The organism is Streptomyces sp. NPDC046727 (assembly GCF_040645635.1).
Classification (GTDB): domain Bacteria; phylum Actinomycetota; class Actinomycetes; order Streptomycetales; family Streptomycetaceae; genus Streptomyces.
The window spans coordinates 115,968-139,989 of record NZ_JBEYYR010000024.1 but is presented as its reverse complement, the minus strand read 5'-3'; the positions used below and the strand labels follow the sequence as shown (position 1 = coordinate 139,989).

Below are 24,022 nucleotides of genomic sequence, written 5' to 3'. Positions count from 1 at the left end.
GGGAGCTGCCGGACGTGTCGATGCTGTACGTCACCCACGACCAGGTCGAGGCGCTGACGCTGGCCGACCGGATCGCCGTCATGGACAAGGCACCGCCGGCACCGGCATGCCGCTCCCCGCCGCCGTCACGCCGGCCGGCGGCGGGATGCCGATGCCGGCGGCAGCCCAGCCGCCGGCCCCACAGCCGGTGTACACCGCACCGCCCACCCCGGCGCCGGCTCCCGCACCGGTACCCGTGCCGGCCGCCACGCCGGTACCTGTGCCACCCACGCCCGTGCCCGCCCCGGCACCCATGCCCGTCGCCCCCACGCCGGTACCGGCCGCTCCCGCCGCCGCCCTCACCCCGCCCGGAGTCCCGGCCCGTGGCGGGCTCACCGCCGCTCAGGTGCGCGGGATGACGGCCCCGGCCCCCGCGCCCGGTCTGACCCCGGCGCCCGCTCCCGGTCTGACCCCGGCACCCGCGACGGGCTGGCCCAACGCCCAGAGCTGGCCGAACGCGGCGGGAACGGGCCAAGCCGCCGGTTGACGGCGGTACAGGCGCACGCCGGGCCCTTCCCCTCGTGGGGCCCGGTGCGCTTGGCAGAGAAGCCGACCCGGTGACCGAGGTCGCCCGGCCGGCCTTCACCTTGTACGTCGAGCTGGCGCCCTGGCTACTGCCGCCGTGGTACGAGACGCCCGGATCCATGTTCGACATGTCGAACTGCGGTCGTTACATCGAACGGACCGTGGAGTCGAATGGTCCGCGAGTCAACCGTCCTCCCACACGTGACGACTCGTCACCGGCTTCGCCTGGTTGAGGCGTGAACTGTCCGCTGCCGACAGGGATCCGGGATGCAGGACGGCCGAAGCAGGAGCAACATCGAGGGTAGGGAAATCGGTTCGACCGGGATCCGCCGACCGCGATCACCCGTCGAACGTTCCGATCACACGCCATGTCAGGACTGGCCTTTCAACGGTCAATCACTCCAGTCCCGGGCGTGCCCCGGGAATGCGGACTCAGCAGAAAGCGACGGGGTGTCTCGCTATGGCCAACAATCAACCGACCGGAACCCCGGCACCGCTCCAGAATTTCGAGCCGGGCATCGAGCTGATCCAGGAAGCCCCGGAGGAGCAGGCCCGGGACGGGCTCGACTCGACGGTCCACGAGGACGAGCGCACGGCGACCGGTGACGACTCGGCGGTGCCGCGGCCTCCCGTGGTGTCGGTGGACGACGTACCGCAGACCACGCTCGCGGAGCGGTGGCGCCAGCACGTAGAGGCGGCTCGGCAGCAGGGAGCATGACCATGCCGTACTTCCGCAACAACCACACCTCGACGATCCAGGTGACCGGAATGTACTGGGACCCGCAGGCATGCGGGCAGTACGGGAACTACCGGACCATGGGCTGGTGGCGCATCAAGCCCTATGACCGGATCCTCCTCGCGCCCAACAACCAGCAGTACTTCTACTGGTACGCCGAATCCGACGACGGACGCACGTGGTCCGGCCGCTACGGGCCCGTCTACACCTACCTCTACCCGTTCGACTCCTGCCTGGGCATCGGCTCGACCGGCGCATGGAAAACAGTGACGATGCGCGCGCACGACCAGTACACCTTCCCCGGCGGCGTGACCGTGTACGTGGAAAACCCCTAGCGCGAGCAGCGAGTCAGGAGCATCACCATGGCTGCTCAAGGGGAGAAGGACGCCCTGCGCTACTGCGCCCAGCCTCCGCGGAGAATTCCCGCGCTTGCCCCGGACCTCAGCCTTCCCCGCACCCGGGCGATACTGCTCAACGGGGCGAAGTGGATGAACGGCACACAGGTGCGGTACAGCTTCCTCGACGGCGCCGACGACGGCGTGTCGAAGGCATGGCTGACCGAGGTCCACAACGGTTTCGAGGAGTGGGAAGGCGTCGGGATAGGACTGACATTCCGGGCCGAGGACAATCCCGCGGAAGCGGAGATCCGGATCGCCTTCGCCGATGACGGATCCTGGTCGTACGTCGGCACGGACTGTCTCCACATCGGTGCCGGCCAGGCCACGATGAACTTCGGCTGGGACCCGACCTCACCGTACGGAAAGGCCACGGTCCGGCACGAGATCGGGCATTCGATCGGTTTCTGCCATGAGCACCAGAACCCGTTCGCCGGCATCGTGTGGGACGAGGCGGCGCTGTACGCGTACATGGGCGGCCCGCCCAACAACTGGCCACGGGAGACCACGTTCCAAAACATCGTCCGCAAACTCTCCACGGACGAGGTGACCGGTTCGACGTGGGACCCCACGTCCATCATGGAGTACGGATTCGGCCCGGGGCTGATCATCCGTCCGGAGGAATACCGGAACGGAATCGATTCCCCGCTCCAGCTGTCCGACACCGACAAGAAACTGGTGCGCGAGTGGTATCCGCCGCTGACGCCCCACATGGACACGCTGCAACCGTTCCAGTCGGCACCCCTCGACCTCGGCTCCGGCCAGCAGACCGACTACGAGGTCGTCCCGGAGAAAAGCCAGAAGTTCCAGTTCGGCACCTTCGGAGACGCCGACGCGCTGATGGTCCTCTTCGAGGAGGACGGGGAGAACCTGCGCTACCTCGCCGGCGAGGACGACAGCGGCCAGAACCGCAACGGCCACTTCGAGGTCAAGCTCCTCCAGGGCCGCCGGTACGTCCTGCGCGTCCGGATGTACTCCACGTGGGGTTCGGGGAACGCGTCGGTCATGTACTGGTGACCGGGAAGGAAGCCCCCGCCATGGCACCCAGGGGCCACGGCGGGGGCGAGCACTCAGAAGTTCACGCACTCAGGAGTTCGGGCACTCCTTCCACGCCAGGTGGTACACCGTGCTGATGTCCCCGTCCGTCGAGTCCATCGTCATGAAGCTGACCTTGTCCGGGGACGTGGTGCCCGCGTTCACGCGCAGCTCGGTGTTGATGTTGAAGTTGCGCAGGACTCCGCAGGGCGCCCACACCAGCTGGGCCCAGTCGGTGGAGTCGGTGGCCTGCCAGCCGTCGTTGTAGGGGCCGTTGAAGGGATGGTTCCTGGGCACGGTGTTCGGTGAGCCCTGGAAGTAGTACGACGCCTTCTGGGTGCCGGTGGCACCCTTCTGCAGCGAGGCGAAGCCGCGGTAGTCGGCGCTCGCTATCGCGTAGGTGAAGCCCTGGGGCACATGGACCACCAGGTTGAGCTGACAGTTCTTCCGGAAGGCCGTCGGGTCGGAGCTGCCGCCGGCCTGGGCGAGGTATTGGCTGTAGGTGACGGTGAAGGCCGTGTTGTCCGGGGACACGGCCACGGCCGCCGTGCCAGCGGGGCAGCCGGAGCCGTTCACCGTCGCCACATCGATGACGATCTTGTCCGGGGGCGGGTTGTCGAACACGGAGGAGGGGCTCTGGGCGGGTAGCGCGGTGGTGAGGAGAGCGGCTGCGGCGCCGCTCAGGAGGAGTCCACCAACCATGGTTTCTCCCGGTTGTCGAGTGGGGGGTGCGCCTCCCGCCAAGCCGTTCAAAGGTGAAGAAGTTGTGCGTCACCTGTGAACCGGGGATGGAGGCGTGGGCATCGTAGGAAGCCCGGACCCGGGCCGGGAGGGTGAACTCCGGCCATTCACACCCGGGGCTTTTCACGCCCTCCGGAAGCGCCGCTTCAGGGGTTCTCCCAGGCCGCCGGTTCCGCCGCCAGGGCGCGGACCGGTTCGGGGAGGGTGTCCGCGGCGAGGTCGGCGATCGTGACGCCCTCCAGGATGCGCCGGACGTTCGCCCGCAGGGCGATCCAGAGGGGCAGCAGGGGCCGGGCCGTGCCGGTGTAGGCGAGGCCCGTCGGGCGCTCGCCGCGTACCGACACGATCGGACCGTCCACCGCGCGGATGACGTCCGCCACGGTGATCGCGGACGCCTCCCGCGCCAGGCGGTAACCTCCGCCCCCGCCACGCCGGCTGTCGACGATCCCGGCCCGCCGCAGGTCGCCGAGGATCCCTTCCAGGAACTTGTGCGGGATGTCCTGCACGGCGGCGATTTCCTCTGCCTTCACCGGGCCGTTACCCTGCCGTACGGCCAGCTCCAGTACCGCCCGTACCGCGTAATCCGCCCGCGCCGAGATCCTCATGCGTCCATTGTGGGGCGTATCTCCGTGGAGAATGGCCGCACCCGCGCCCCGTAAGACCGCCGGGAGGATCCACCTTGGCGCTCAGCAGACGTACCTTCAGTGCCCTGGCCGGCTCGGCCGCGCTCGGGCTCGCCCTGGGCGGCAGCGGCGGCCCCGGGGCGCCCTCGGCGTACGCGGGCGGCAGCGCGCCGACCGGTCCGGCGCCGGTCCCGCCGAGCGCCGACGGCGCGCGGCACACGATCGGGTACGACCGTTACTCGCTGCTCGTGGACGGGCGGCGGCTGGTGGTGTGGTCCGGCGAGCTGCATCCGTTCCGGCTGCCGAGCCCGTCCCTGTGGCGGGACGTCCTGCAGAAGATGCGGGCGCACGGCTACAACGCCGTCAGCGTCTACGTGGCCTGGAACTACCACTCCCCCGCGCCGGGGCGGTACGACTTCAGCGGCGTGCGGGATCTCGACCTGTTCCTGCGGACGGCCGCCGAGACCGGGCTGTACGTCATCCTGCGGCCCGGCCCGTACATCAACGCAGAGGTCGACGGGGGCGGCTTCCCCGGCTGGCTGACGGCGACGAAGGGCACCGCCCGGACCGACGACCCGACCTATCTGTCGTACGTCGACGAGTGGCTCACCCAGGTGAACCGGATCGCCCGCCGGCATCTGTTCACACGGGGCACCGGCACGGTCCTGCTCTACCAGATCGAGAACGAGTACGACGCCCACGCGCAGGAGGCCGCCGGGCGGAACTACATGTCCCATCTGTACCAGAAGGTCCGGAGTGATGGGATCGACGTTCCGTTGTTCCACAACGACAAGGGCCGCAACGGGTACTGGATCCCCGGCTCCTTCGACACCGCCGGGGAGAAGGGCGGCTGGCTGTACGGGTTCGACGGGTACCCCTCGCCCTCGAAGACCCCGCCCGACTGGGGGCACTACGGCCCCGGCGGACCGAAGGGCGGGGCCACCGCCTCGCCGAGCACGCCCGGGTTCGTGCCCGAGTTCGGGGGCGGCTGGTTCGATCCGTGGGGCGGGGCCGAGTTCGACGGCAAGGGGTACGCCGAGTCGCGGCGCACCCGGGACGCCGCGTACGAGCGCCGGTTCTATCTGACCAACCTCGCCAACGGCCTCACCCTGCACAACGTGTACATGACGTTCGGGGGCACGTCGTGGGGCTGGCTGCCCGCACCCGTCGTCTACACGTCGTACGACTACGGGGCCGCCATCGACGAGGCGCGGAACGTCACGGACAAGATCGCCCCGATGCACCAGCTCGGGCATCTGCTCCAGCGCGTGCCCGACTTCGCCAAGCTGGACCGGGCACCGGACGTGACGGCCGAGGGGCTGAAGGTCTACCACCTGACCAACCAGGACACCGGCACGCATGTGTACGTCGCCCGCAACGACGGCACGGAGGCGGTCACCACCGACCTGCCGACCGACGCCGGCGAGCTGCGGATCACCGTGCCCGGCAAGGACGCCACGCTGCTGACCACCGGACTGCCGCTGGGCAAGCGGACCCTGAAGTACTCCACCGCCGCGCCCATGCTGTGCCTGACCGTGGGCCGGCAGGACATCGCCCTGTTCACGGGCCGCCGCGACGAGATGGCCGAGCTGGTGCTGGAGTGCCCGTCCGAGCCGTGGGTGCAGCGGCTGGACCCGGAGGCCGGCTGGGTCTACGACCGGGGCGAGCTGCATGTGAACGCGCCCCTCGGGCAGGGCGGGCTGACCCGGGTGCTGGTGCAGAAGGGCGAGACCGACACCCCGCTGCTGCTGCTCTTCGCCGACGACGCCACCTCCGTCCGCCTGTTCCCGTACGACACCCCGTCCGGCACCCTCCTGGTCTACGGCCCGGCGCTGCTGCGGCACGTCGAGCTGCACGGCTCGGAGGTCCACCTGACCGGTGACGTCACCGAGCGGACGACCCTGGAGGTGTGGGGCCCGCGCGGGATCGACACCCTGGTGTGGAACGGGCGGAAGGTGCCCACCCGGGTCACCCTCTCCGGCAGTCTGCAGACGACCGGGGAGCTGCCGGGCGCGCCCGAGGTGCGGCTGCCCGAGCTGGGCGGCTGGCGCATGCGGACGGAGAACCCGGAGGCGGGCCCGAGCTTCGACGACTCGTCGTGGAAGCGGGCCGACAAGGCCACGTCGTTCAGCACCACGGCGGTCCCCGCCGGGCAGCCGGTGCTGTTCGCGGACGACTACGGCTTCCACTACGGGGACGTCTGGTACCGGGGCACCCTCACGGACACGACCGGCGTCGAGGAGGTCTCGCTCGCCTACAGCACCGGCACGCAGGGCCTGCTGATGGCCTGGCTGGACGGCGAACCGCTGGGCACGCACCGGATGCCCGTGCCGGACAAGGACACGGTCAGGAAGGGCAGCTGGGCGGGGACGGCCGTCCTCCCGGTGCGCGAGTCGCTCCGCTCGCCCGGCCGGCATGTGCTGTCGGTGCTGGTCCGGCGCATGCAGCACGACCAGGACGGCAAGGGGCTGGACACCCACAAGGCGGCCCGCGGCCTGACGGCGGTCACCTTCCGGGGGGCGTCCCCGGAGGTGAGCTGGCGCATCCAGGGCGAGGGCCCCGCCGACCCGGTGCGCGGGCCGGTGAACAACGGCGGCCTGTACGGCGAACGGGAAGGCTGGCATCTGCCCGGCTTCCGGGACCGGGACTGGGAGGAGGTGACCTTCCCGCGCGCCGAGCGGCGGCAGGGCGTGACCTGGTACCGGACGACGTTCCGGCTGTCGGTGCCGGACGACGTCGACGCGTCGGTCGGCCTGACCCTGGACGACGACCCGTACCGGGCCTACCGCGCCCAGATCTTCCTCAACGGCTGGAACCTGGGCCAGTACATCAACAACGTCGGACCCCAGCACACCTTCGTCCTGCCGAACGGCATCCTGCGCACCCGGGGCACCAACACCCTCGCGCTGGCGGTCCTCTCGGAGTTCACCACGCTGTCGGGCCCCGGGTCGGTACGCCTGACCCTGCTCGGGAAGGCGGCGGGCGGGGTGCCGGTCAGGCCAGTCTGATCACGTTCCAGGACAGCGGCTCCAGTACGGCGGTGAGGGTGCCGTCCCGCAGGGCGGTGCCCTCCACCGGGTGCAGGGTGACGCGTTCCGGGTCGGCGAGGGTGTTGCGGGCGTCGGGGTCGGCGTCCGCGAGGGCGGTGTGCTCGGTGACGGACGTCAGCTCCAGACCGTTCAGGGTGACTTCGAGGGGCAGGGCGTCGGTCCGGCCGCGGTTGACCGCGAACACGGTGACCGTGCCGTCGTCCGCGCGCACGGCGGTGGCGTGCAGCAGGTCCGTCTCGCCGTACTTCTCCGTCCCGTACGTCGGCGAGTCCACGCGGACGTCCAGCACCTGGCCCCGGCCGTGGCGGGAGGCCTGCGCGAACGGGAAGAACGTCGTCTGCCGCCAGGCCGGGCCGCCCGGCTCGGTCATGATCGGGGCGATCACGTTGACGAGCTGGGCGAGGCAGGCGACGGTGACGCGGTCGGCGTGCCGGAGCAGGGCGATGAGCAGCGAGCCGAAGACGACCGCGTCGGTGACGCTGTAGTTGTCCTCCAGCAGCCGGGGAGCCTGAGGCCAGTCGGACTGGTCGAAGGTCTTGGCGTGCTCCACCCACTTCGAGAGGTACCAGACGTTCCACTCGTCGAAGGAGAGGTTGATCTTCTTCTTCGACTTGAGGCGGGCGCCCACGTGGTCGGCGGTGGCCACCACGTTCTCGATGAAGGACTCCATGTCGACGGCCGAGGCGAGGAAGGAGTCCAGGTCGCCGTCGACGGGCTCGTAGTAGGCGTGCAGCGAGATGTAGTCGACGAGTTCGTACGCCTCCTGGAGGACGGTCGCCTCCCATTCGGCGAAGGTGGGCATGGCCTGGCTGGAGGAGCCGCAGGCGACCAGCTCCACGGAGGGGTCCTGCTGGCGCATGGCCCGGGCGGTCTCGGCGGCGATCCGGCCGTACTCCTCGGCGGTCTTGTGGCCGGTCTGCCAGGGGCCGTCCATCTCGTTGCCCAGGCACCAGAGCCTGATGCCGAAGGGGTCCTTGTCGCCGTGGGCGGCACGGAGGTCGGAGAGGGCGGTGCCGGAGGGATGGTTGGCGTACTCCTGGAGTTCGAGGGCCTCGGCCACGCCTCTCGTCCCGAGGTTCACCGCCATCATGGGTTCGGCCTGGGGGCCGAGCTTCTTCAGGAAGGCGATGTACTCGGAGAGGCCGAAGCGGTTCGACTCCGTCGAGTGCCAGGCGAGGTCCAGCCTGCGGGGCCGGTCGTCCACCGGGCCGACGGAGTCCTCCCACCTGTAGCCGGAGACGAAGTTTCCGCCGGGGTAGCGGACGGCGGTGACGCCGAGTTCCCTCACCAGTTCGAGTACGTCCGTGCGGAGGCCCTCGGCGTCGGCCGCGGGGTGGTCCGGTTCGTAGATGCCGGTGTAGACGCAGCGGCCGAGGTGTTCCACGAAGGAGCCGAAGAGGCGGGGGCTCACTCGGCCGATGGTGAAAGCGGGGTCGAGGGTGAAGCGGGCGGGGTGCATGTTCGCCTTCCGGGGTGGGGTGCTTGCGTTTCGTCGGCGGGTGCGGGTGCGGGTGCGTCGTGGCCGGTCGCGCCCACGCGGCGGAGCCGCACATGGACACAGCCCCGCGCCCCTGGCGACCCCCATCGTTCGATATATCGGATAGCGCTCGCAACTTCGAACGGGACCGTAGATTCGAAGCGCTTCCGCGTCAATGGGTTGCACACAAGCTCATAGGTGGTTACCCGTTGAACAATGGTCGTCGGATCGCATGACGCGGACACACCGGGGCGCGTACGCTCGGACGAGCCGCAAACCGGCGGTGGGATGGGAGACAGATGGACTTCGGGGGCGCGCGGGAGCGGGCGGCACGCGTGGCCGCACGCCTGCGCCGCCCTCACTCGGGCTCGGCGATGCGCTCCCTGGCCGGCGACCTCGCCGCCGCCGTCCGCAGCCGTCCCGAACCGCCCGACGGGGTACGGGAGTTGTGCCGAGCGCTGTGCGAGGAGATGAGCGCGCTGCGCGACGGGCGGCCGGTGGAGCTGCGGTTCGAGCGGTTCCCGGACGAGATCGAAGTCACCGGCCTGTGGGTCGAGTTCGCCGACTTCGACCTGGTCATCGTGGAGGAGCGGGCCGAGGCCGTGCAGCAGCTGGTCATCCTCGGGCACGAGCTGTGGCATCTGCACGCCGGCCACCGGCACCACCAGCTGGCCGGGGCCGCCGCGGCCCGCGCCCTCGCCGCCGACGCGCCCGGCTGGCGGGACATGGCGCTCACGGTGGCCGCCCGCAACGGCTCGCGCGAGACCGACGAGGCCGAGGCCGACGACTTCGGGCACCGCCTGGCCACGCTGTTCCGCGGGCACCTCTCCGGAACCGGCCCCGCCCCGCCGGACCCGCTGCAACGCGCCCTCGGCTATCGCGGACGTGGAGAAACCGTGCGGTGAGCCGACCGGCGTCGGATCCGTCGGGGTTCCTCAGCGGGTTCTACATCTCCTTCTGGATCCCCACGGCCGTGCTCACCGCCGCCCTGGTGATCAAGCTGCCCAGCATCATCCGGTGGTGGCGGGACCCGCTGCTGCGCGCGGTCGGCGGACTGCTGCTGCTCGCCTGCGCGGTGTTCGTGTTCTGCACGCCGTCCACCATCGCCCGGGTCAACCGGCTGACCGGCGTGCCCAACATCTCGGCGCCCTGGTGCTATGCGCTCATCACCGCGTTCAGCGGCTCCTGCCTGCTGCTCGTCATCACCTGGCGCAACGGCCCCTCCGACCGCTCCGCCGCCACCCGCCGCGCGATGCGCCGGGTGATCTCGGCGTACTCGGGGGTGATCGTCGCCCTGTGGGTGCTGTTCCTGCTCGCCGGCCCCCACGAGGAGCGGCTGCGGGACCTGGACACCTACTACGCCACCACGCCGTTCCTGCGCGAGGAGATCCTGCTCTACGTCGTCGCGCACGGCGTGGCCTGCCTGATCACCTCCCGGCTCATCCGGGACTGGGTGCGCACCGAGGGCCTGGACGCCTGGCTGCGCCGCGGCCTGAAGCTGCTCGGCGCCGGCTACGCGCTGAACCTGGTCTTCGACGCGGTCAAGCTGACCGCCGTCGTCGCGCGCTGGTGCGGCCGGGACCTGGACTGGCTGAGCACCCATCTGGCCCCGCCCGTGGCGGCCCTCTCCGCCATCCTCATCGCCGCCGGCTTCATCCTTCCGCACGCCGGCCAGTATCTGCACGACCGCCGGCGGGTCCGGCTCGCCCACCGCGAACTGCGGCCCCTGTACCGGCTGCTGCGCGGCGCGAACGGCGAGGGCGTGCCGTTCGCGCTGCGCGCCACGCCCGAACTCCGGCTCACCCGGCGCGAGACGTTCATCCGGGACGGGCTGCTGCCGCTGGCCCGGCACATCGACCCCGGCCTCGGCACCCGCTCGTACGACGCCGCCCTCGGGCTCGGCCACCCGCCCGAGCGGGCCCGGGCGCTGGCCGCCGCGGTGAGCATTCTCGACGCGATCGAGAACAGGGCGGGTACGGCGGAGCCGGCCTCGTTGGCCGGCCCGCCCGACATCACGAGCCTCCTCCGGGAGATCGGCGCCGTCTCCCGCGCCCTGCGCCGGCCCGGGGACATCGCGGCGGTACGGGCGGGGGCGGCTGATCCCGTCGGCCGGCCGCGGGTGCGCGCCGGCTGGTCGCGCAGTTCCCCGCGCCCCTAGGGAACCGCAGCACCGTCGGCACCCCGCCAGCGCCGGTGAGCGACAGTCCTCCGGACCCCGGTCAGCCCTTGAACGCCGGTTGGGGCAGGCCCCTGCCCGCGCCCGGTACCACCAGCAGCGAGCCCGACAGGGGATCCGGCGCCGGCAGTCCGGTCCTGGCCGTCGTGATGTACAGGTCGGTCAGGTCGGGGCCGCCGAAGGCGCAGGCTGTTGTGCGGGGGGTGGGCAGGGTGAGGACGCGGTCCAGGTCGCCGGCGGGCGTGTAGCGGCGTACCGCTCCCCCGTCCCACAGCGCCACCCACACACAGCCCTCCGCGTCGACCGCCAGGCCGTCCGGGAAGCCCGCGCCCTCCTCGATCTCCAGCAGCGGGCGGCGGTTGTGGACGCCGCCGGAGCCGGAGTCGTAGTCGAAGACGTCCACGCGGCGGGTCGGGGTGTCGATGTAGTACATGAGGTGGCCGTCGGGGCTCCAGCCCGTGCCGTTGCTGACCGTGACGTCGGGCAGGACCGTCCGTACGGTGCCGTCCCCGGCCACACGGGACAGCGTGCCGCCGGCCGTCGCCTCGTCGTAGCGCATGGTGCCGGCCCAGAGGGAGCCGTCGGGGGCGACCGCCGCGTCGTTCGCGCGGCGGCCCGCCACCGGCTCGTGGTGCAGCCAGCGGAACGTGTCGTCGCCGTCCAGCAGGCCGACGCCGTCCCGCAGGTTCAGTACCAGGCCCCCGTCGGCGCGGGGCTTGGCCGCGCCGATGTGCTGCGGCGTCGTACGGACCGTGCGGCGGCCGGAGGAGGGGTCGTAGGTGTGCAGCCGCATGCCCAGGATGTCCAGCCAGATCAGGCGGCCCGTCGCCGGGTCCCAGGTGGGGCCCTCGCCGAGGGCCGCCTCCGCCCGGACCGCGACCTCGTACGCCGTCATGCCGCGCTCCGGTGGCCCAGCCGCTCCGACAGCTCCGCCGCGCCCTTCGCGGCCAGCTGCTCCAGCTCGGCCCGGCGCTCGTCGCTCCACCGGATCATCGGGACGGAGATGGACAGCGCGGCGACGACCTGGCCGGTGCGGTCGCGGACCGGCGCGGCCACGCAGGAGACGTCCGGGTTGGACTCGCGGTTCTCGACGGCGATCCCACGCTGCCGGATCTCCGCCAGGGCCTCGCGCAGGGCGGCGGGATCGGTGATGCTGTTGGGCGTCATCGCGGTCAGCTCGGTGCCGTCCGGGACCCGCGCGGCCAGTTCCTGCTCGGGCAGGGAGGCCAGCAGCATCTTGCCGACGGAGGTGCAGTGGGCGGGCAGCCGGCGGCCGGCCGCGGAGACCATGCGGACGGCGTGCGTGGAGTCGACCTTGGCGATGTAGATGACATCGGTGCCCTCCAGGATCGCCACGTGGACCGTCTCGTCGCAGGTCTCGGCGACCGAGCGGGCCACCTGCTGGCCCTCGGCGGCGAGGTCGAGCTGCTCGGCGTACCGGCTGCCGAGCTGGTACGGCCGTACGCCGAGCCGGTACCGTCCGGGCTGTCCGGGCACCTGCACGATGTACGACCGTGCGGCGAGCGTGGTGACCAGCTCGTGCACGGTGGTGCGCGGCAGCTGGAGCTTGCGCACGATGTCGGGGGCGGACAGCGTTCCGTCCCCGTCGAGGAACAGCTCAAGAATGTCGAGAGCCCGGGTCACGGCAGGCACGAGGCGTCCCACGTCCGGCCCCCTCCCTTGGGGTTCAGCGTCTGTGTTCGATATTTCAACAGACGATCGGCATGACGAACACAGGCTAGTCATGGAGGGTTGCGCGGGCAATGGCCGGGAACGAGCCGGGCACGATGGGTGCCATGCGACTCGACTTCCAGCTGGTGCTGCTGCGCCGCATGGCCGACCACAACCCGGACCTCGTCGAGGACGCCCGGCGGCGGCTCGGCGCGTCCGTCGCGGACATGCGGGAGGCCAACAGGCGGTGGCAGGCGATGGTCCGCTCGCCGCGGGCCCGCGGCGCTGCCGCCCGGTACCGGTCGGTTCTGGGCGAACCCGAGTCCGTCCTGCCCCGCCGTCTCGGCGACGTCGACTGCGAGGCCCGGCAATGGGCCCTGCCGCTCTGGCCCGATCTGCGTTTCGAGGTGCTCGTCGGGCCCGACGGCGGGGTCTGGAACGAGTGGCTGGTGCGGGCGCCGGACGCCCCGGCGCCCGCCCTGCGCACCCTGGAGGATCTCACCCCCTGGTCCTGCACGGTCGACGAGGCCGCCCGCGCCTTCGCCCCCGCCCGCCCCCTGGAGGGCACGGCACCGACCCGATGGGGCCTGACGTTCACGCTGCCGGACGGCCGGCAGGTGGTCGCCGAGTTCACCTGGGGGCTGCTGCAGCGGACGGCGGTCGTCGGCTGAACCCTGGCAGGCGCCCTCGGAGGCGTCCGGGCCCTAGGAGGCGTCGAACCCGGTCGCCCGGGTCCGCTTCTCCCACTCGGTGACCTCCTGGCGGACCTGGTCCAGGTGCGCCAGGACCGCGCTCACCCCGTCGTCGCCGAGCGGCAGCCGCAGCGGGGTCGGCTCCGCCTCCAGCGCGGCCAGGATCAGGGCCGCCGCCTTGGCCGGGTCGCCGGGCTGGGTGCCGTCGCCGCCGGACACGGCGGCCCGGGTCCCGCTCACCTTGGCGTACACCCCGCTGTCGGGGCTGGACCCGGCCCGGCCGGCGCCGAACAGGGAGGTCCGGAACGCGCCCGGCTCCACGATCAGCACCTTGATGCCGAACTCGGCCACCTCGTCCGCGAGCGCCTCGGAGATGCCCTCCAGCGCGAACTTCGTACCGCTGTACGCGCCGAAGCCGGCGAAGGACAGCTGCCCGCCCATGCTGCTCATCTGCACGATCGCGCCCGAGCGCCGCTCCCGCATGTGCGGCAGCACGGCCCGCACGAGCGCCATCGGCCCGAAGAAGTGCAGGTCGAACAGGTCGCGCAGGTCGGCGTCGGTGGTCTCCTCGACCGCGCCGACGTAGGTGCGGCCCGCGTTGTTCACCAGGACGTCGATCCGGCCGTGCCGGGCCACGACCTCGCGGACCGCCGAGTCGACCGCGGCCAGGTCGGTCACGTCCAGGCGCAGCGCCTCCACCCGGCCGGGGTGTGCGGCCACCAGGTCGTCCAGGGCCTCGGGGCGGCGGGCCGCGCCGACCACCACGTCACCGGCGGCGACGGCCGCCTCGGCGATCTCCCGCCCGAAGCCGCTGCTCGCCCCGGTCACCAGCCAAACCTTGTTCACAACGTCCCCCTGTCGTAATGGGCATGACGAACCGTCACGCGATCTTTACACAGATGCCTCGGCCGCCGTCAGGATCGCCTCCGTGACGCGCGGCAGCGAGTCCGGGTGCAGTCCCAGGAACAGGTTCGGCTCGACCAGTTCCAGCTCCATCAGGCGGGGCTCGCCGTCGTCGCCGTCCACCAGGTCCACGCGCGCGTACAGCAGCCCGTGGGGGCCGGGCACGGCCGCCAGCGCCTTCTCGGCGACGGCGAGTTCGGCGTCCGTGGGCTGCCAGCGCTCCAGGTCCGGATGGGGCACCTTGTCGGCGTCGTACGGCGTGCCGGGCGACAGGACGGCGCCCTTCCGGCTGGCGTGCAGCAGCCGGCCGCCGAAGAACTGCAGCGCCCGCTCCCCGCGCACGTCTATGCCCGGCATGTACGGCTGCACCATCGCGGTGAGGCCCTCCGCGTGCATGCGCGCGAGGTGCCGTACCGCCGTGTCGTGCTCGGCGGGCGTGTAGCGGGCGGCGAACCGGGCGCCCGCGCCCGAGGTCGGCTTGATCACGAAGTCGTGGCCGGCGGGCAGATCGGCCGGCTCACCGGGCGCCGTGTAGCGGGTGGGGACGGTGGGCACGCCGGCCGCCGCCAGCTCTCCGAGGTAGCGCTTGTCGGTGTTCCAGCGGACCACAAGGGCCGGGTTGGCCAGCCGGGTCAGCGTGCCGGTCCGCTCCGCCCAGGCGGTGAACTCGGCGGCGCGCCAGCTGTAGTCCCAGGTCGAGCGGATGACCACCAGGTCGTACCCGGCCCAGTCCACCGCCGGGTCGTCCCAGTGCCGGGCCTCCGCCGCGGCACCGGCCTCGGTGAGCGCCCGCACCAGCACGGGCAGGTCGGTGTCCTTGCTCGGCCCGGCTCCGGGGTCATAGGTGGCGAGGGCTATCCGGGGCACGGTGGGCTCCCTGTCGTACGACGGTTCGACGGTCGGTGCGGCTGCGAGGCTAACAAGCGCGGGGGAACCGGGACATCGCAATTGACGGCACCGCGCCTGTACGACGAGGCCGGCGCGGCGGATGGACCGGACAATGTGAGCTGTGTCCTGGCCGACGTCGTTCTGCCCACCGGCCCGCCCACCGTGGCCGGATAATCGGGCTGTCGTCCCCGACAGCCTTTCCGACAGCTTTTCCGACAGCCAAGGAGTGCGCCGCGTGTCCTCTCTCTTCCCCGCCCTGGCGGACGGCCCTGGCGACCGGGTCGCCCTGCGGTTCGGCGAACGGTCGTTGACGTACGGCGCGCTCGCGGGCGCCGCGGGTGCCCTCGCCGCCCGGCTCCGGGGCGCGGCCCGGGTCGCCGTGTGGGCGACGCCCGAGCTGGAGACCGCCGTCGCGGTGACCGGCACGCTGCTCGCCGGGGCCGCCGCGGTGCCGCTCAACCCGAAGTCGGGCGAGAAGGAGCTGGCGCACATCCTCTCCGACAGCGCGCCCTCCCTGGTCCTCGCCGCGCCCGGCACGGAACTGCCGCCCGTCCTCGGCGAACTGCCCCGGATCGACGTCGACGCGTCCGCCGCCGGGCCGTTCCCCGAGGAGCGGGCGGCGGACGGCGACCCGGCGCTGATCGTCTACACGTCCGGCACCACCGGCCCGCCCAAGGGCGCGGTCCTCCCCCGCCGCGCCCTCGCCACCACCCTGGACGCGCTCGCCGACGCCTGGCAGTGGACCGGGGACGACGTCCTGGTGCACGGGCTGCCCCTGTTCCATGTACACGGGCTGGTGCTCGGCGTCCTCGGACCGCTGCGCCGCGGCGGCTCGGTGCGGCACCTGGGACGGTTCTCCCCCGAGGGCGTGGCCCGCGAGCTGACCGACGGCGCGACCATGCTGTTCGGCGTGCCGACGATGTACCACCGCATCGCCGAGGCCCTGCCGGACGACCCGGAGCTGGCCAAGGCGCTCGGCCGGGCCCGGCTGCTGGTCTCCGGCTCGGCCGCGCTGCCGGTCCACGACCACGAGCGGATCGCGGCGGCGACCGGCCGGCGCGTGATCGAGCGGTACGGCATGACGGAGACGCTGATGAACACCAGCGTCCGCGCCGACGGGGAGGCCCGGGCGGGCACGGTCGGGGTGCCGCTGCCGGGCGTGGAGCTGCGGCTGGTGGAGGAGGACGGCACGGAGATCGGCGCGTACGACGGGGAGACCGTCGGCGAGATCCAGGTGCGCGGTCCGAACCTGTTCACCGAGTACCTGAACCGGCCCGACGCGACCGCCGCCGCGTTCACCGACGACGGCTGGTTCCGCACCGGCGACATGGCCGTGCGGGAGCCCGACGGCTATGTCCGCATCGTCGGCCGCAAGGCCACCGACCTGATCAAGAGCGGCGGTTACAAGATCGGGGCCGGGGAGATCGAGAACGCGCTGCTGGAGCACCCGGGGGTGCGGGAGGCGGCGGTCACCGGGGAGCCGGACGCCGACCTGGGCGAGCGGATCGTGGCCTGGATCGTCCCGGCGGACCCGCAGGCCCCGCCCGGCGCCGCCGAGCTGGCCGACCACGTGGCCCGGCGGCTCGCCCCGCACAAGCGCCCGCGGGTCGTCCGCTACCTGGAGGCGCTCCCCCGCAACGACATGGGGAAGATCATGAAGCGGGCCCTGGCCGATGCCTGAGCGGCTCTCGGCGCGGGACATACTGGCGCTGGTCACAGACCCGGGCAGCTTCCGTGAACTCCCCGCACCGGCACGGCAGTCGCCGCCGGACGGCCCGCTCGGCTGGCAGGGCTACGACGCCTCCCACGCCCGTGCCGCCGCCCGCACCGGCGAGCAGGAGTCGGTCGTCTGCGGCACCGCGGGCGTCGAGGGAACCCGAGCCGTGCTGATCGCCTTCGAGTTCGGTTTCCTGGGCGGCTCGCTGGGCGAACGCACCGGGGACCGGCTGGAGGCGGCGTACGCCCACGCCCGCGCACACCGCCTCCCGGTCGTGCCGTTGATCGCGACCGGCGGCAGCCGCATGCAGGAGGGCATGCTCGCGCTGACCCAGCTCCAGCGGGTGGCCCGGCAGTCCGCGCTCACCAGGGAGGCCGGCCTGCCCCAGATCGCGGTCCTGCGGGACCCGACGACCGGCGGCGGCTGGGCCACGCTCGGCGCGGGCGCGGACGTCGTCCTGGCCCTGCCCGGCGCCCAGGTGGGCTTCGCCGGCTCCCGGGTCCGCCCACCCGACGCCGACCCGGCCGCGTACACGGCCGAGGCCCAGGTGAGGGCGGGTTCGGCGGACGCGGTGGTGCACGCGGCGGAGCTGAAGGGGGTGCTGGGGACCTGGCTGCGGCTGCTGACGGCACCGGCCGCCGAGGCGGCCCCGCCACCGGCCCTGGGCGGGGCCGGGCTGCCCGGCACCGGATGGGACGCCGTGGTCCGGGCCCGGGATCCCGAACGGCCGCGGGCGCGGGCGTACCTGGACGCCTGCTTCGGCGAACGGGTGCTGATCAGCGGTGACCGGTGCGGCGGCAGCGATCCCGACGGAGTGCTCTGCGGGTTCGGTGAGCGGGACGGCCGTACGGTGGCCTACGCGGCGCAGACCGGGGCGGCGACCCGGCCCGCCGGGTACCGCACCGCCGCCCGGCTGATCCGGCTCGCGGACCGGCTCGGCATCCCCGTGCTGACGCTGGTGGACACGCCGGGTGCCGCGAACGACGCGGAGGCGGAGCGGCAGGGCGCCGGCGCGGCGATCGCCGAGGTGTTCGGCGCGGTGGCCGCCGCCCGGGTGCCGATCACCACGCTCGTCATCGGCGAGGGCGGCTCCGGCGGCGCCCTCGCGCTGGCCGCGCCCGGCAACACCTGGGCCACCCCGGACAGCTACTTCTCGGTGATCGCCCCGGAGCTTGCGGCGGCCATCCTGAAACGCCCGCCGCAGGAGGTGGAGGCGACCGCGGACCAGCTGCGCATCCGGCCGCAGGACCTGGTGGAGCTGGGGGTGGTCCGGGGCATCGTGGACCACCCCCGGGAGGTCACCTGACCGCCAGGGCCCGGATGATCTCCTGAGTCACCGAGCCGCCCTTGTCGTCGTGGGCCGAGGCCCGCAGGGAGACATGGGCGGCATCGCGGGGCACGTCCAGCGTGCCGTGGCCGGCCGTCAGGGGGACCGTTCGCCAGGTGGTGCCGTCGTCGTACGACACCTCCAGTTTCGCGCCGCCGAGGGTGCCGGTGCCGGACGCCTTCGCCACGTACTGCGCGCCGAGCCCGACCGGTACGCGCCGGCCGCCGCGGACCCGGCCGGCGAGGTCGGTGTCGACGTCGAACGCGAGGTTGATCAGCGGCAGGCAGGTCCAGTGGTCCTCCGGCGTCGCCGCCGAGCGGAACGTCCACTCGGCGTGGCCGGACGTGCCGAGCGGCCACCGGGTGGGGTCCAGGACGGTGTCGGTGACGACCTTGTAGGTGTGCTCGTCGGCGGGCGCGTCCCAGACGTAGGCGGCGGAGCCGGTCCGCCGGTCGACCGGCGTGCCGTCCAGGTGGACGGCGGTGGTCTGGCGCATGCCGCTGCCCTCGCTCCACACGTCGCCGAAGCCGGTGTGGTCGGGCCCGGAGTCGCCCCAGCCGGGGGTGTTCACCTGGATCTGGTTCCCGGCGCGTTGCTGGCCCCAGCCGAGCCCGGTGCCCAGCCACGGGTGCCACACCGGCCGGAACCAGTTCAGCACCGGCCGGGTGCCGCCGGCGTAGCGGACGAGCCCGCCGCGCTCCTCCAGCGCGCCGTCGGCGGCGGTGACGGACTCGTGCCACAGCCGCCCGGGACCGGTGGAGACGTAGTCGGTGCGCTCGGCGGGCAGCGCGACGCGCTCCTGGAAGCCGAGGCCGATCGGGAAGGTGTCGGTGATCGAGTAGCGGAACTCGCCGCCGCTCGCCGGCCGCGCCGCGTGGAACCTGACGTGCAGGGCGGCGAGATCACGGCCGCGGGGCGCGTACGTCAGGTCGCGGTCCGGGATCGCGCCCCGGTGACCCTCGGAAAGGTCGTACACGTACGGCGGGTTCACGGTGCCGGTCATGTCGGCCCGGCCCGCGGCGCGCAGGCGTGCCGCGTCCGCCCTGTCCACCGTGGCGATCGTCAGCGGCCGGTCGGTGTTGTCGTCGGTGCCCCACCAGGCCATCAGCCGGCCGGGCGCGTCGTCGGTGACGAACAGGGCCTTGGCGCCCGCGTCCTCGGCGGCCCGGGCGAGCGCGGCCGGGTCGGCGCCGTCGGCGAGGCGGGCGAGCACCGCCTTGCCGGACACCCCGGTGACGGGCCCGTCGCCGACGTCCACCAGCGGCAGCCTCACGCGGCCCGCGGCGAGCGTGCCGCCCGGCTGGACGGTGGCCTCGCGGACGCCCTTGACCTCCAGCATCGGCTTGGCCAGCCGCCACACGGTCCGGTACTCGAAGCTGCCCCGGGCGACCTTCGGGGTGGGTGCGGCGAAGACGCTGTCGTAGGTGAGGGGGACCTGGACCGCGCCGAACAGTTCGGCGCCGTTCGCCTTCCGGTCGTACTCCATGAGGAGCTGGTGGGTCTCGGTGCGCCGGTCCACGGCCGCGCTGATCTCCCGGAGCCTGCGGGCGTCCAGGGTGACCTCGTGGTCGCGGTCGAGGCTGATCTCCGGGGCCGCGAGGAAGCCGAGGCCGAGGGAGTCGGCGCCGTGGCTGCCGGGGACGTCGAGGAAGGAGGTCAGGCTGTACGTGCCGGGCCTCAGGCGGAGTTTCAGGGTGCCCGAGGCGCCGACCTGCGCGGGCTGGGCGTCCTCGTCGGCGGCGAGCCGCTGGACGGTGAGGCCGGCGGCCGTGGGCGCGCCCGTCCGGTCCTTGACGTGGACGGTGAGCGTGTACCGCTCCTCCTCCTTGACCAGCCCGAACGCGGTGTGCGCGACCGTGGCGCCGGCCGGGTCGGCGGCCACGATCTGCCCGCTGGTCCGGCCCACCGGTGCCTTCGAGCCGTCGCCGGTGACGGTGGTGGCGGCGGTGCCGTGGGCGGGGACGGTGAGGGTGTCCCGGCCGAGGGTGGCGACGCCGTCCGGCGCGCCCCGCACCGACAGCTTCAACTCGACCGGTTCGGCGGCGGAGTTGGTGTAGGTGACGGTCCGGGTGACCGGCTGGTTCGCGTCGTACGGCCAGCGGTGGAAGCCGAGGTCGGCGCTGCCGGTGGCGGTGACCGTGGCGTGGACCGCGTCCGGCACGCTGACCCGGCCCGCGCCCAGCGTGTAGGCGGAGGCGTCGAGTTGCGCGGAGCTGGACATCAGCGCGTCCTTCAGCCGCGCGCCGGTCCAGTCGGGGTGCTGCTCCGCGAGCAGCGCGGCGGTGCCCGCGACCTGTGGGGTCGCCATGGACGTGCCGCTCATGGAGGTGTAGGGGCCGGTGCCGGTGACGAGCCGGGAGCGGGCGGCGAGGATGTCGACGCCGGGGGCGGCGAGGTCCGGCTTGAGGGCGTTGTCGCCGTAGCGGGGTCCGGCGGAGGTGAAGTAGGCCGCCTGGTCGGCGGAGTCGACCGCGCCGACGGTGAGGGCGGCGTCGGCGGCGCCGGGCGAGCCGATGGAGGAGGGGGCGCCGGTGTTGCCGGCGGCGACGACGAACAGCGCGCCGGTCTCCTTCGAGAGGGTGTTCAGGGCCTCGGCCATCGGGTCGGTGCCGTCGCTCGGCTCCGTCGACCCGAGGCTCATCGAGACGATCCTGGCGTGCACGTCCCGTGCCGCCCACTCCATCCCGGCGATGATCTGGGACTCGCTGCCCGAGCCCTGGTCGCTGAGCACCTTGCCGACGGCGAGTGCCGCGCCGGGCGCCACCCCCTTCTCCCTGCCGTCGGAGGCGGCGCCGCTGCCGCCGACGGTGGAGGTGACGTGGGTGCCGTGTCCGTTGCGGTCGGCGACCTCCTGCCCGTCGACGAAGCTCCGGGTGGCGCTCACCCGGTCCGCGAGGTCGGGGTGGCCGAGGTCGGCGCCGGTGTCCAGGACGGCGACGGTGACGCCCTTGCCGGTGAGGCCCGCGTCCCAGGCCGCCGGTGTGCCGATCTGGGCGTTGCTCTCGGCCAGGTCCGCCGTGACCCGCCCGTCCAGCCAGACCTTGTCGATGCCGGACGCCCGGGTGAACGACCGCCAGAAGGTGCGGCCCCTGCCGGCCTCAACCGCGGCGCCGCGCAGGCTGGGCAGGGCGCGGGTCCGCTCGGCGCCGGCCGGGGTGGCGGTCCGCGCGCTCTTCCCGTAGGTCACGATCAGCGGCAGCGCGCCGGACTTCGCGTCGGTGAACCCCTGCCGGATCAGCCCGGTGACGTCGAACAGCCGCCGGTCCAGCGTCCCGGCGCGCAGATACGGCAGCGCCTCGTCGGGTACGACGGTGAGGTGACCGTCGCTGCGCTGCGTCCGTACGGCACCGGTGGCCCCGCGGGGCCGCTGCACGGTGACGGTCTGCTTCCCGTGCCCGAGGTCGGTGACGGTGACCTGGTCGCCGGTGACGAGGGTGACGGTCGTGCGGGGGGTGGCGGGGTCCGGGGGATACGCGGCGGGGGTGTCCCGGGCGGCTGCCGGGCCGGCCGGGAGCAGGGCGCTCACCAGCGCCGCCACCAGCAGTGCCGGCCCATGTCTGACTGGTTCTGTGCTCATCTCACGCCTCTTCTCGTGTGTGTTCGAGCGGGTCGCGTGCTGGGACGAGTGTGATGTGCCGCTTCTTCAGCGGAAGTTGATCGTTCCTGACGGAAAGTCGCCCTGGCGGGTTCTCGCCAACCTCGGTGACGCCGCTGCCACGCGCGTTCGACGATGTGACACCCGAAGCACCGTCCGTAACATGGGAGTTGTCAAGAGCCCAGGACGAGGGGGAGCAGCGACGCCATGGACGGGTTGGTGGACTTCAGGACCGAGGACGGCGCACTCGTCGTGGTCGAGGGCGTCGGCTCCCGGTCGGGCGCCCGGCTCGTCTCGCGCGGCGACGGAGCGGCGCAGGCCACGCGCACCTTCGAGGGGGCGCTGGAGGGGGTCCGCGCGGCGGCGGCCGCCGCGCTGCGGGTCTTCCGGGACGGCACCCCGCGCCCCGACACGATCGAGATCGAGTTCGGCGTGCGCATGTCCGCGGAGGCCGGTGCCGTCATCGCGAAGGGAACGGCGGAAGGGCATCTGGTCGTCAAGCTGAGCTGGTCCCCGGCACAGCAGGCGGCGCAGGCCGCGCAGGAACCCGCCGCCGTACCGGAGCTCACCGCGCCGGCGCCGGACGTGCCGAATCTGCCCCTGCCAGGCCAGACCGTGCCCGGCCCGGAGTCCGCCGACCGGTGATGCACAGCGCCGCCTGGCACGCCCGGATCGCCTGCGGCGGCGACGTGGGGGCCGGCTTCCTGGTCACCGGCCGCCGGGTGCTCACCTGCGCCCATGTCGTCCGGTGGAGCGACCGGGCAGCGGTGACCGTCTCCTTCCCGCACGCCAGGGAGCTGGGCGAGCTGTCCGCCTCGGTCGTCGCCCACGGCGGCTGGGCGGGTGAGGCCACCGACCCCGGCGATGTCGCCGTACTCGAACTGGAGCGGGACGTCCCGCTCGCCCCGGCCGGTTTCGCGCCGCCCGACACCGCGTACACCGAGCCGTACCCCAAGCTGATCGCCTACGGCTTCCCCGAGGGCTACGACGAGGGCACGCTCGCCGAGTACCAGGCCGTCTCCGGTCAGTTGATCGCCGGTGAGTGGCTGGAACTGGTGGCGTGGAACGGGCACGGACAGCCGCTCGTGGCCGGGTTCAGCGGGTCGGCGGTGACCCTGCCGGACGGCAGGGTGGCCGGCATGGTCACCGCGGCCTCGGGCTCTCCGGACGTCCGCAAGGGCCGGATGCTGCCGCTGGACGTGCTGGCCCGGTACTGGCCGGAGCTGGGCGAGCTGGTGCCCACCCCGGGCCACCGGGACGACGCCCGCCGCCGGCTGTACGCCCTGCTGCGCCGGGCCACCGCCGGCACCGACGGCGTGCCCGATCCGAACCGGACGGATCCGAACCGGATGGATCCGAACCGGATGTTCGTGGACGCGGTGGGCGCCTTCGGGCCGCCCCTGCCGCCGGGCGGCTTCACCTCCCTGTGGGCCGCTGCCGCCTATGTGCAGTGGGAGGTCCCGGACCCGGAGGCGGTGCGCCGGTTCGCCGACCGGCTCACCGAACTGCTGGACGGAGAGCCGGCGTTACCGGCTGCGGAGCCCGCTGCCGAGCCGGTGTCCGCCGCGCCGGCCTGGTCCCCGGTCGTCGTCGAGATCGATCACAGCGGCGCCGGTCCCGACCAGGTGACCGTGGAGGTGTCCGCGTACCGCGACGGACGGCGCCGGCCGGTGGGCGCCCGCCGGCTGCCCCGGACCGGTGTCCGCTCCTACGTCCAGAACCGCATCGACGAGGCCGTGGCGCACCTCGCCCCGGACGCCGACGAGCTGGTGACGTTCGTCCTGCCGCGCGAGTGGCTGAACGAGGCGGTGGCGCAGTGGGAGTGCGGCACGGACGACAGCACTCCCCTCGGCTGCGCTTACCCCCTCGTGGTCACCGACCGCGCCCGCCACCACAGCGGCCGGCTGCGCCACCAGTTGCGCAAGAAGTGGCAGAAGCTGGACTCCGGCGGCGGGGTCGAGGTGCACCGCGTCGAGTGCGGCACCCAGGAGCGCCCGCCGAGCCTGCGCAAGCGGCTGTGGGACGGCGAGGCCGGGCTGGCCGGCTTCGCGGCCCCGCCCACGGCGGCCCGCCGGCACTTCGAGGTCGGGCTCACCGTGCCCGTCCCGGTCCTGCTGTGGCCCCGCACCGGCTCCCCGTGCACCGTCCACCGGGACACGTCCTGCCCCCGCCCCGCGGAGGAGGCCTACGGAGCCGACGGGGCGTCCGGGGATCCGCCCTGCCCCGGTACCGCCTTCCTCGACCAGCTCGCCGCCTCGATCGCCGCGGTGCCGCCCGCCGAACTCCCCCGGCACATCCTGTCGCTGCGGCTGACGGCGGACGCCGCCGACGAGCCGGATCTGCACTGGGCGAGAGACCTGCAGCTGCTCTGGGACGACCCACGCTGCTTCCCCGAGACCACCGCGAGCCTGCACTCGCCCGTCGCCTGACCG

At 73.0% G+C, this 24,022-nt stretch carries 20 protein-coding genes; 12 read left to right on the top strand and 8 right to left on the bottom strand.

Annotated features, from left to right (window positions below; genetic code table 11):
- The first annotated feature begins 259 nt into the window (after nucleotides 1–259).
- The 4 genes from ABZ937_RS27125 to ABZ937_RS27110 all read left to right on the top strand — a co-directional run bounded on the left by ABZ937_RS27125 (nucleotide 260) and on the right by ABZ937_RS27110 (nucleotide 2,712).
- A complete protein-coding gene (locus tag ABZ937_RS27125; RefSeq protein ID WP_361695936.1) occupies nucleotides 260–526 on the top strand; it encodes a hypothetical protein in 267 nt (88 codons plus the stop codon).
- 498 nt (nucleotides 527–1,024) lie between these two features.
- Nucleotides 1,025–1,282, top strand: coding sequence for a hypothetical protein (locus tag ABZ937_RS27120; protein ID WP_361695929.1), 258 nt, complete (start codon nucleotides 1,025–1,027; stop codon nucleotides 1,280–1,282).
- A gap of 2 nt (nucleotides 1,283–1,284) precedes the next feature.
- On the top strand, nucleotides 1,285–1,635 hold the full coding sequence (locus ABZ937_RS27115; RefSeq protein WP_361695928.1) for a hypothetical protein: 351 nt from the start codon (nucleotides 1,285–1,287) through the stop codon (nucleotides 1,633–1,635).
- Between the two features lie 27 nt (nucleotides 1,636–1,662).
- Nucleotides 1,663–2,712 (top strand): M12 family metallopeptidase, encoded by a 1,050-nt coding sequence (locus ABZ937_RS27110; protein WP_361695927.1) that lies wholly within the window; start codon nucleotides 1,663–1,665, stop codon nucleotides 2,710–2,712.
- Nucleotides 2,713–2,781: 69 nt separating this feature from the next.
- Here the strand turns inward: ABZ937_RS27110 and ABZ937_RS27105 are convergent, their stop codons facing one another.
- Both ABZ937_RS27105 and ABZ937_RS27100 read right to left on the bottom strand, forming a co-directional pair.
- A complete protein-coding gene (locus tag ABZ937_RS27105; protein ID WP_361695926.1) occupies nucleotides 2,782–3,432 on the bottom strand; it encodes a DUF4360 domain-containing protein in 651 nt (216 codons plus the stop codon).
- A gap of 185 nt (nucleotides 3,433–3,617) precedes the next feature.
- Nucleotides 3,618–4,076: an Rrf2 family transcriptional regulator gene (locus ABZ937_RS27100; RefSeq protein ID WP_361695925.1), complete on the bottom strand. Its 459-nt coding sequence runs from the start codon at nucleotides 4,074–4,076 to the stop codon at nucleotides 3,618–3,620.
- Nucleotides 4,077–4,150: 74 nt separating this feature from the next.
- Between ABZ937_RS27100 and ABZ937_RS27095 the strand changes: the two genes are divergently transcribed.
- Nucleotides 4,151–7,102, top strand: a complete 2,952-nt coding sequence (locus ABZ937_RS27095) for a beta-galactosidase (RefSeq protein ID WP_361695924.1) — start codon at nucleotides 4,151–4,153, stop codon at nucleotides 7,100–7,102.
- Here the strand turns inward: ABZ937_RS27095 and ABZ937_RS27090 are convergent.
- Entirely contained in the window at nucleotides 7,089–8,603 is a 1,515-nt protein-coding gene (locus ABZ937_RS27090) for an alpha-N-arabinofuranosidase (protein ID WP_361695923.1), read from the bottom strand. The two genes, ABZ937_RS27095 and ABZ937_RS27090, sit on opposite strands and share 14 nt — an antisense overlap.
- A 317-nt stretch (nucleotides 8,604–8,920) precedes the next feature.
- On the opposite strand from ABZ937_RS27090, the gene ABZ937_RS27085 reads away from it, so the two are divergent.
- Both ABZ937_RS27085 and ABZ937_RS27080 read left to right on the top strand, forming a co-directional pair.
- On the top strand, nucleotides 8,921–9,526 hold the full coding sequence (locus tag ABZ937_RS27085; protein WP_361695922.1) for a toxin-antitoxin system, toxin component family protein: 606 nt from the start codon (nucleotides 8,921–8,923) through the stop codon (nucleotides 9,524–9,526).
- On the top strand, nucleotides 9,523–10,779 hold the full coding sequence (locus ABZ937_RS27080) for an MAB_1171c family putative transporter (protein ID WP_361695921.1): 1,257 nt from the start codon (nucleotides 9,523–9,525) through the stop codon (nucleotides 10,777–10,779). Before ABZ937_RS27085 ends, ABZ937_RS27080 begins: the two co-directional genes overlap by 4 nt.
- Nucleotides 10,780–10,840: 61 nt before the next feature.
- Here the strand turns inward: ABZ937_RS27080 and ABZ937_RS27075 are convergent, their stop codons facing one another.
- Both ABZ937_RS27075 and ABZ937_RS27070 read right to left on the bottom strand, forming a co-directional pair.
- Nucleotides 10,841–11,692: an SMP-30/gluconolactonase/LRE family protein gene (locus ABZ937_RS27075; RefSeq protein WP_361695920.1), complete on the bottom strand. Its 852-nt coding sequence runs from the start codon at nucleotides 11,690–11,692 to the stop codon at nucleotides 10,841–10,843.
- Nucleotides 11,689–12,462, bottom strand: a complete 774-nt coding sequence (locus ABZ937_RS27070) for an IclR family transcriptional regulator (protein ID WP_361695919.1) — start codon at nucleotides 12,460–12,462, stop codon at nucleotides 11,689–11,691. The genes ABZ937_RS27075 and ABZ937_RS27070 overlap by 4 nt, the downstream gene beginning before the upstream one ends.
- Nucleotides 12,463–12,560: 98 nt before the next feature.
- On the opposite strand from ABZ937_RS27070, the gene ABZ937_RS27065 reads away from it, so the two are divergent.
- Complete coding sequence (locus ABZ937_RS27065) at nucleotides 12,561–13,139, top strand: hypothetical protein (protein ID WP_361695918.1); 579 nt, start codon at nucleotides 12,561–12,563, stop codon at nucleotides 13,137–13,139.
- Nucleotides 13,140–13,172: 33 nt separating this feature from the next.
- Here ABZ937_RS27065 and ABZ937_RS27060 read toward each other — a convergent pair whose 3' ends face one another.
- Together ABZ937_RS27060 and ABZ937_RS27055 are read right to left on the bottom strand one after the other, a co-directional pair.
- The gene (locus ABZ937_RS27060) at nucleotides 13,173–14,006 is read right to left on the bottom strand and encodes an oxidoreductase (protein ID WP_361695917.1); all 834 of its coding nucleotides are present in this window, start codon (nucleotides 14,004–14,006) and stop codon (nucleotides 13,173–13,175) included.
- A 45-nt stretch (nucleotides 14,007–14,051) separates the two neighbouring features.
- Entirely contained in the window at nucleotides 14,052–14,930 is an 879-nt protein-coding gene (locus ABZ937_RS27055; RefSeq protein ID WP_361695916.1) for a hypothetical protein, read from the bottom strand.
- A gap of 256 nt (nucleotides 14,931–15,186) precedes the next feature.
- Between ABZ937_RS27055 and ABZ937_RS27050 the strand changes: the two genes are divergently transcribed.
- Entirely contained in the window at nucleotides 15,187–16,632 is a 1,446-nt protein-coding gene (locus tag ABZ937_RS27050; protein WP_361695915.1) for an acyl-CoA synthetase, read from the top strand.
- Nucleotides 16,625–17,974 (top strand): carboxyl transferase domain-containing protein, encoded by a 1,350-nt coding sequence (locus ABZ937_RS27045; protein ID WP_361695914.1) that lies wholly within the window; start codon nucleotides 16,625–16,627, stop codon nucleotides 17,972–17,974. The genes ABZ937_RS27050 and ABZ937_RS27045 overlap by 8 nt, the downstream gene beginning before the upstream one ends.
- Here ABZ937_RS27045 and ABZ937_RS27040 read toward each other — a convergent pair.
- On the bottom strand, nucleotides 17,967–21,572 hold the full coding sequence (locus ABZ937_RS27040) for a S8 family serine peptidase (protein ID WP_361695913.1): 3,606 nt from the start codon (nucleotides 21,570–21,572) through the stop codon (nucleotides 17,967–17,969). The genes ABZ937_RS27045 and ABZ937_RS27040 overlap by 8 nt on opposite strands.
- A 225-nt stretch (nucleotides 21,573–21,797) precedes the next feature.
- Between ABZ937_RS27040 and ABZ937_RS27035 the strand changes: the two genes are divergently transcribed.
- Entirely contained in the window at nucleotides 21,798–22,235 is a 438-nt protein-coding gene (locus ABZ937_RS27035) for a CU044_2847 family protein (RefSeq protein WP_361695911.1), read from the top strand.
- Nucleotides 22,235–24,019 (top strand): trypsin-like peptidase domain-containing protein, encoded by a 1,785-nt coding sequence (locus ABZ937_RS27030; protein WP_361695934.1) that lies wholly within the window; start codon nucleotides 22,235–22,237, stop codon nucleotides 24,017–24,019. The genes ABZ937_RS27035 and ABZ937_RS27030 overlap by 1 nt, the downstream gene beginning before the upstream one ends.
- The last annotated feature ends 3 nt before the right edge of the window (nucleotides 24,020–24,022 follow it).

Bases quoted from the DNA above. Each gene is read 5' to 3' on its own strand.
- ABZ937_RS27120 (WP_361695929.1), top strand. From the start codon at position 1,025: ATGGCCAACAATCAACCGACCGGAACCCCGGCACCGCTCCAGAATTTC.
- ABZ937_RS27115 (WP_361695928.1), top strand. From the start codon at position 1,285: ATGCCGTACTTCCGCAACAACCACACCTCGACGATCCAGGTGACCGGA.
- ABZ937_RS27110 (WP_361695927.1), top strand. From the start codon at position 1,663: ATGGCTGCTCAAGGGGAGAAGGACGCCCTGCGCTACTGCGCCCAGCCT.
- ABZ937_RS27105 (WP_361695926.1), bottom strand. From the start codon at position 3,432: ATGGTTGGTGGACTCCTCCTGAGCGGCGCCGCAGCCGCTCTCCTCACC.
- ABZ937_RS27100 (WP_361695925.1), bottom strand. From the start codon at position 4,076: ATGAGGATCTCGGCGCGGGCGGATTACGCGGTACGGGCGGTACTGGAG.
- ABZ937_RS27090 (WP_361695923.1), bottom strand. From the start codon at position 8,603: ATGCACCCCGCCCGCTTCACCCTCGACCCCGCTTTCACCATCGGCCGA.
- ABZ937_RS27085 (WP_361695922.1), top strand. From the start codon at position 8,921: ATGGACTTCGGGGGCGCGCGGGAGCGGGCGGCACGCGTGGCCGCACGC.
- ABZ937_RS27075 (WP_361695920.1), bottom strand. From the start codon at position 11,692: ATGACGGCGTACGAGGTCGCGGTCCGGGCGGAGGCGGCCCTCGGCGAG.
- ABZ937_RS27065 (WP_361695918.1), top strand. From the start codon at position 12,561: ATGGCCGGGAACGAGCCGGGCACGATGGGTGCCATGCGACTCGACTTC.
- ABZ937_RS27045 (WP_361695914.1), top strand. From the start codon at position 16,625: ATGCCTGAGCGGCTCTCGGCGCGGGACATACTGGCGCTGGTCACAGAC.
- ABZ937_RS27040 (WP_361695913.1), bottom strand. From the start codon at position 21,572: ATGAGCACAGAACCAGTCAGACATGGGCCGGCACTGCTGGTGGCGGCG.
- ABZ937_RS27035 (WP_361695911.1), top strand. From the start codon at position 21,798: ATGGACGGGTTGGTGGACTTCAGGACCGAGGACGGCGCACTCGTCGTG.
- ABZ937_RS27030 (WP_361695934.1), top strand. From the start codon at position 22,235: ATGCACAGCGCCGCCTGGCACGCCCGGATCGCCTGCGGCGGCGACGTG.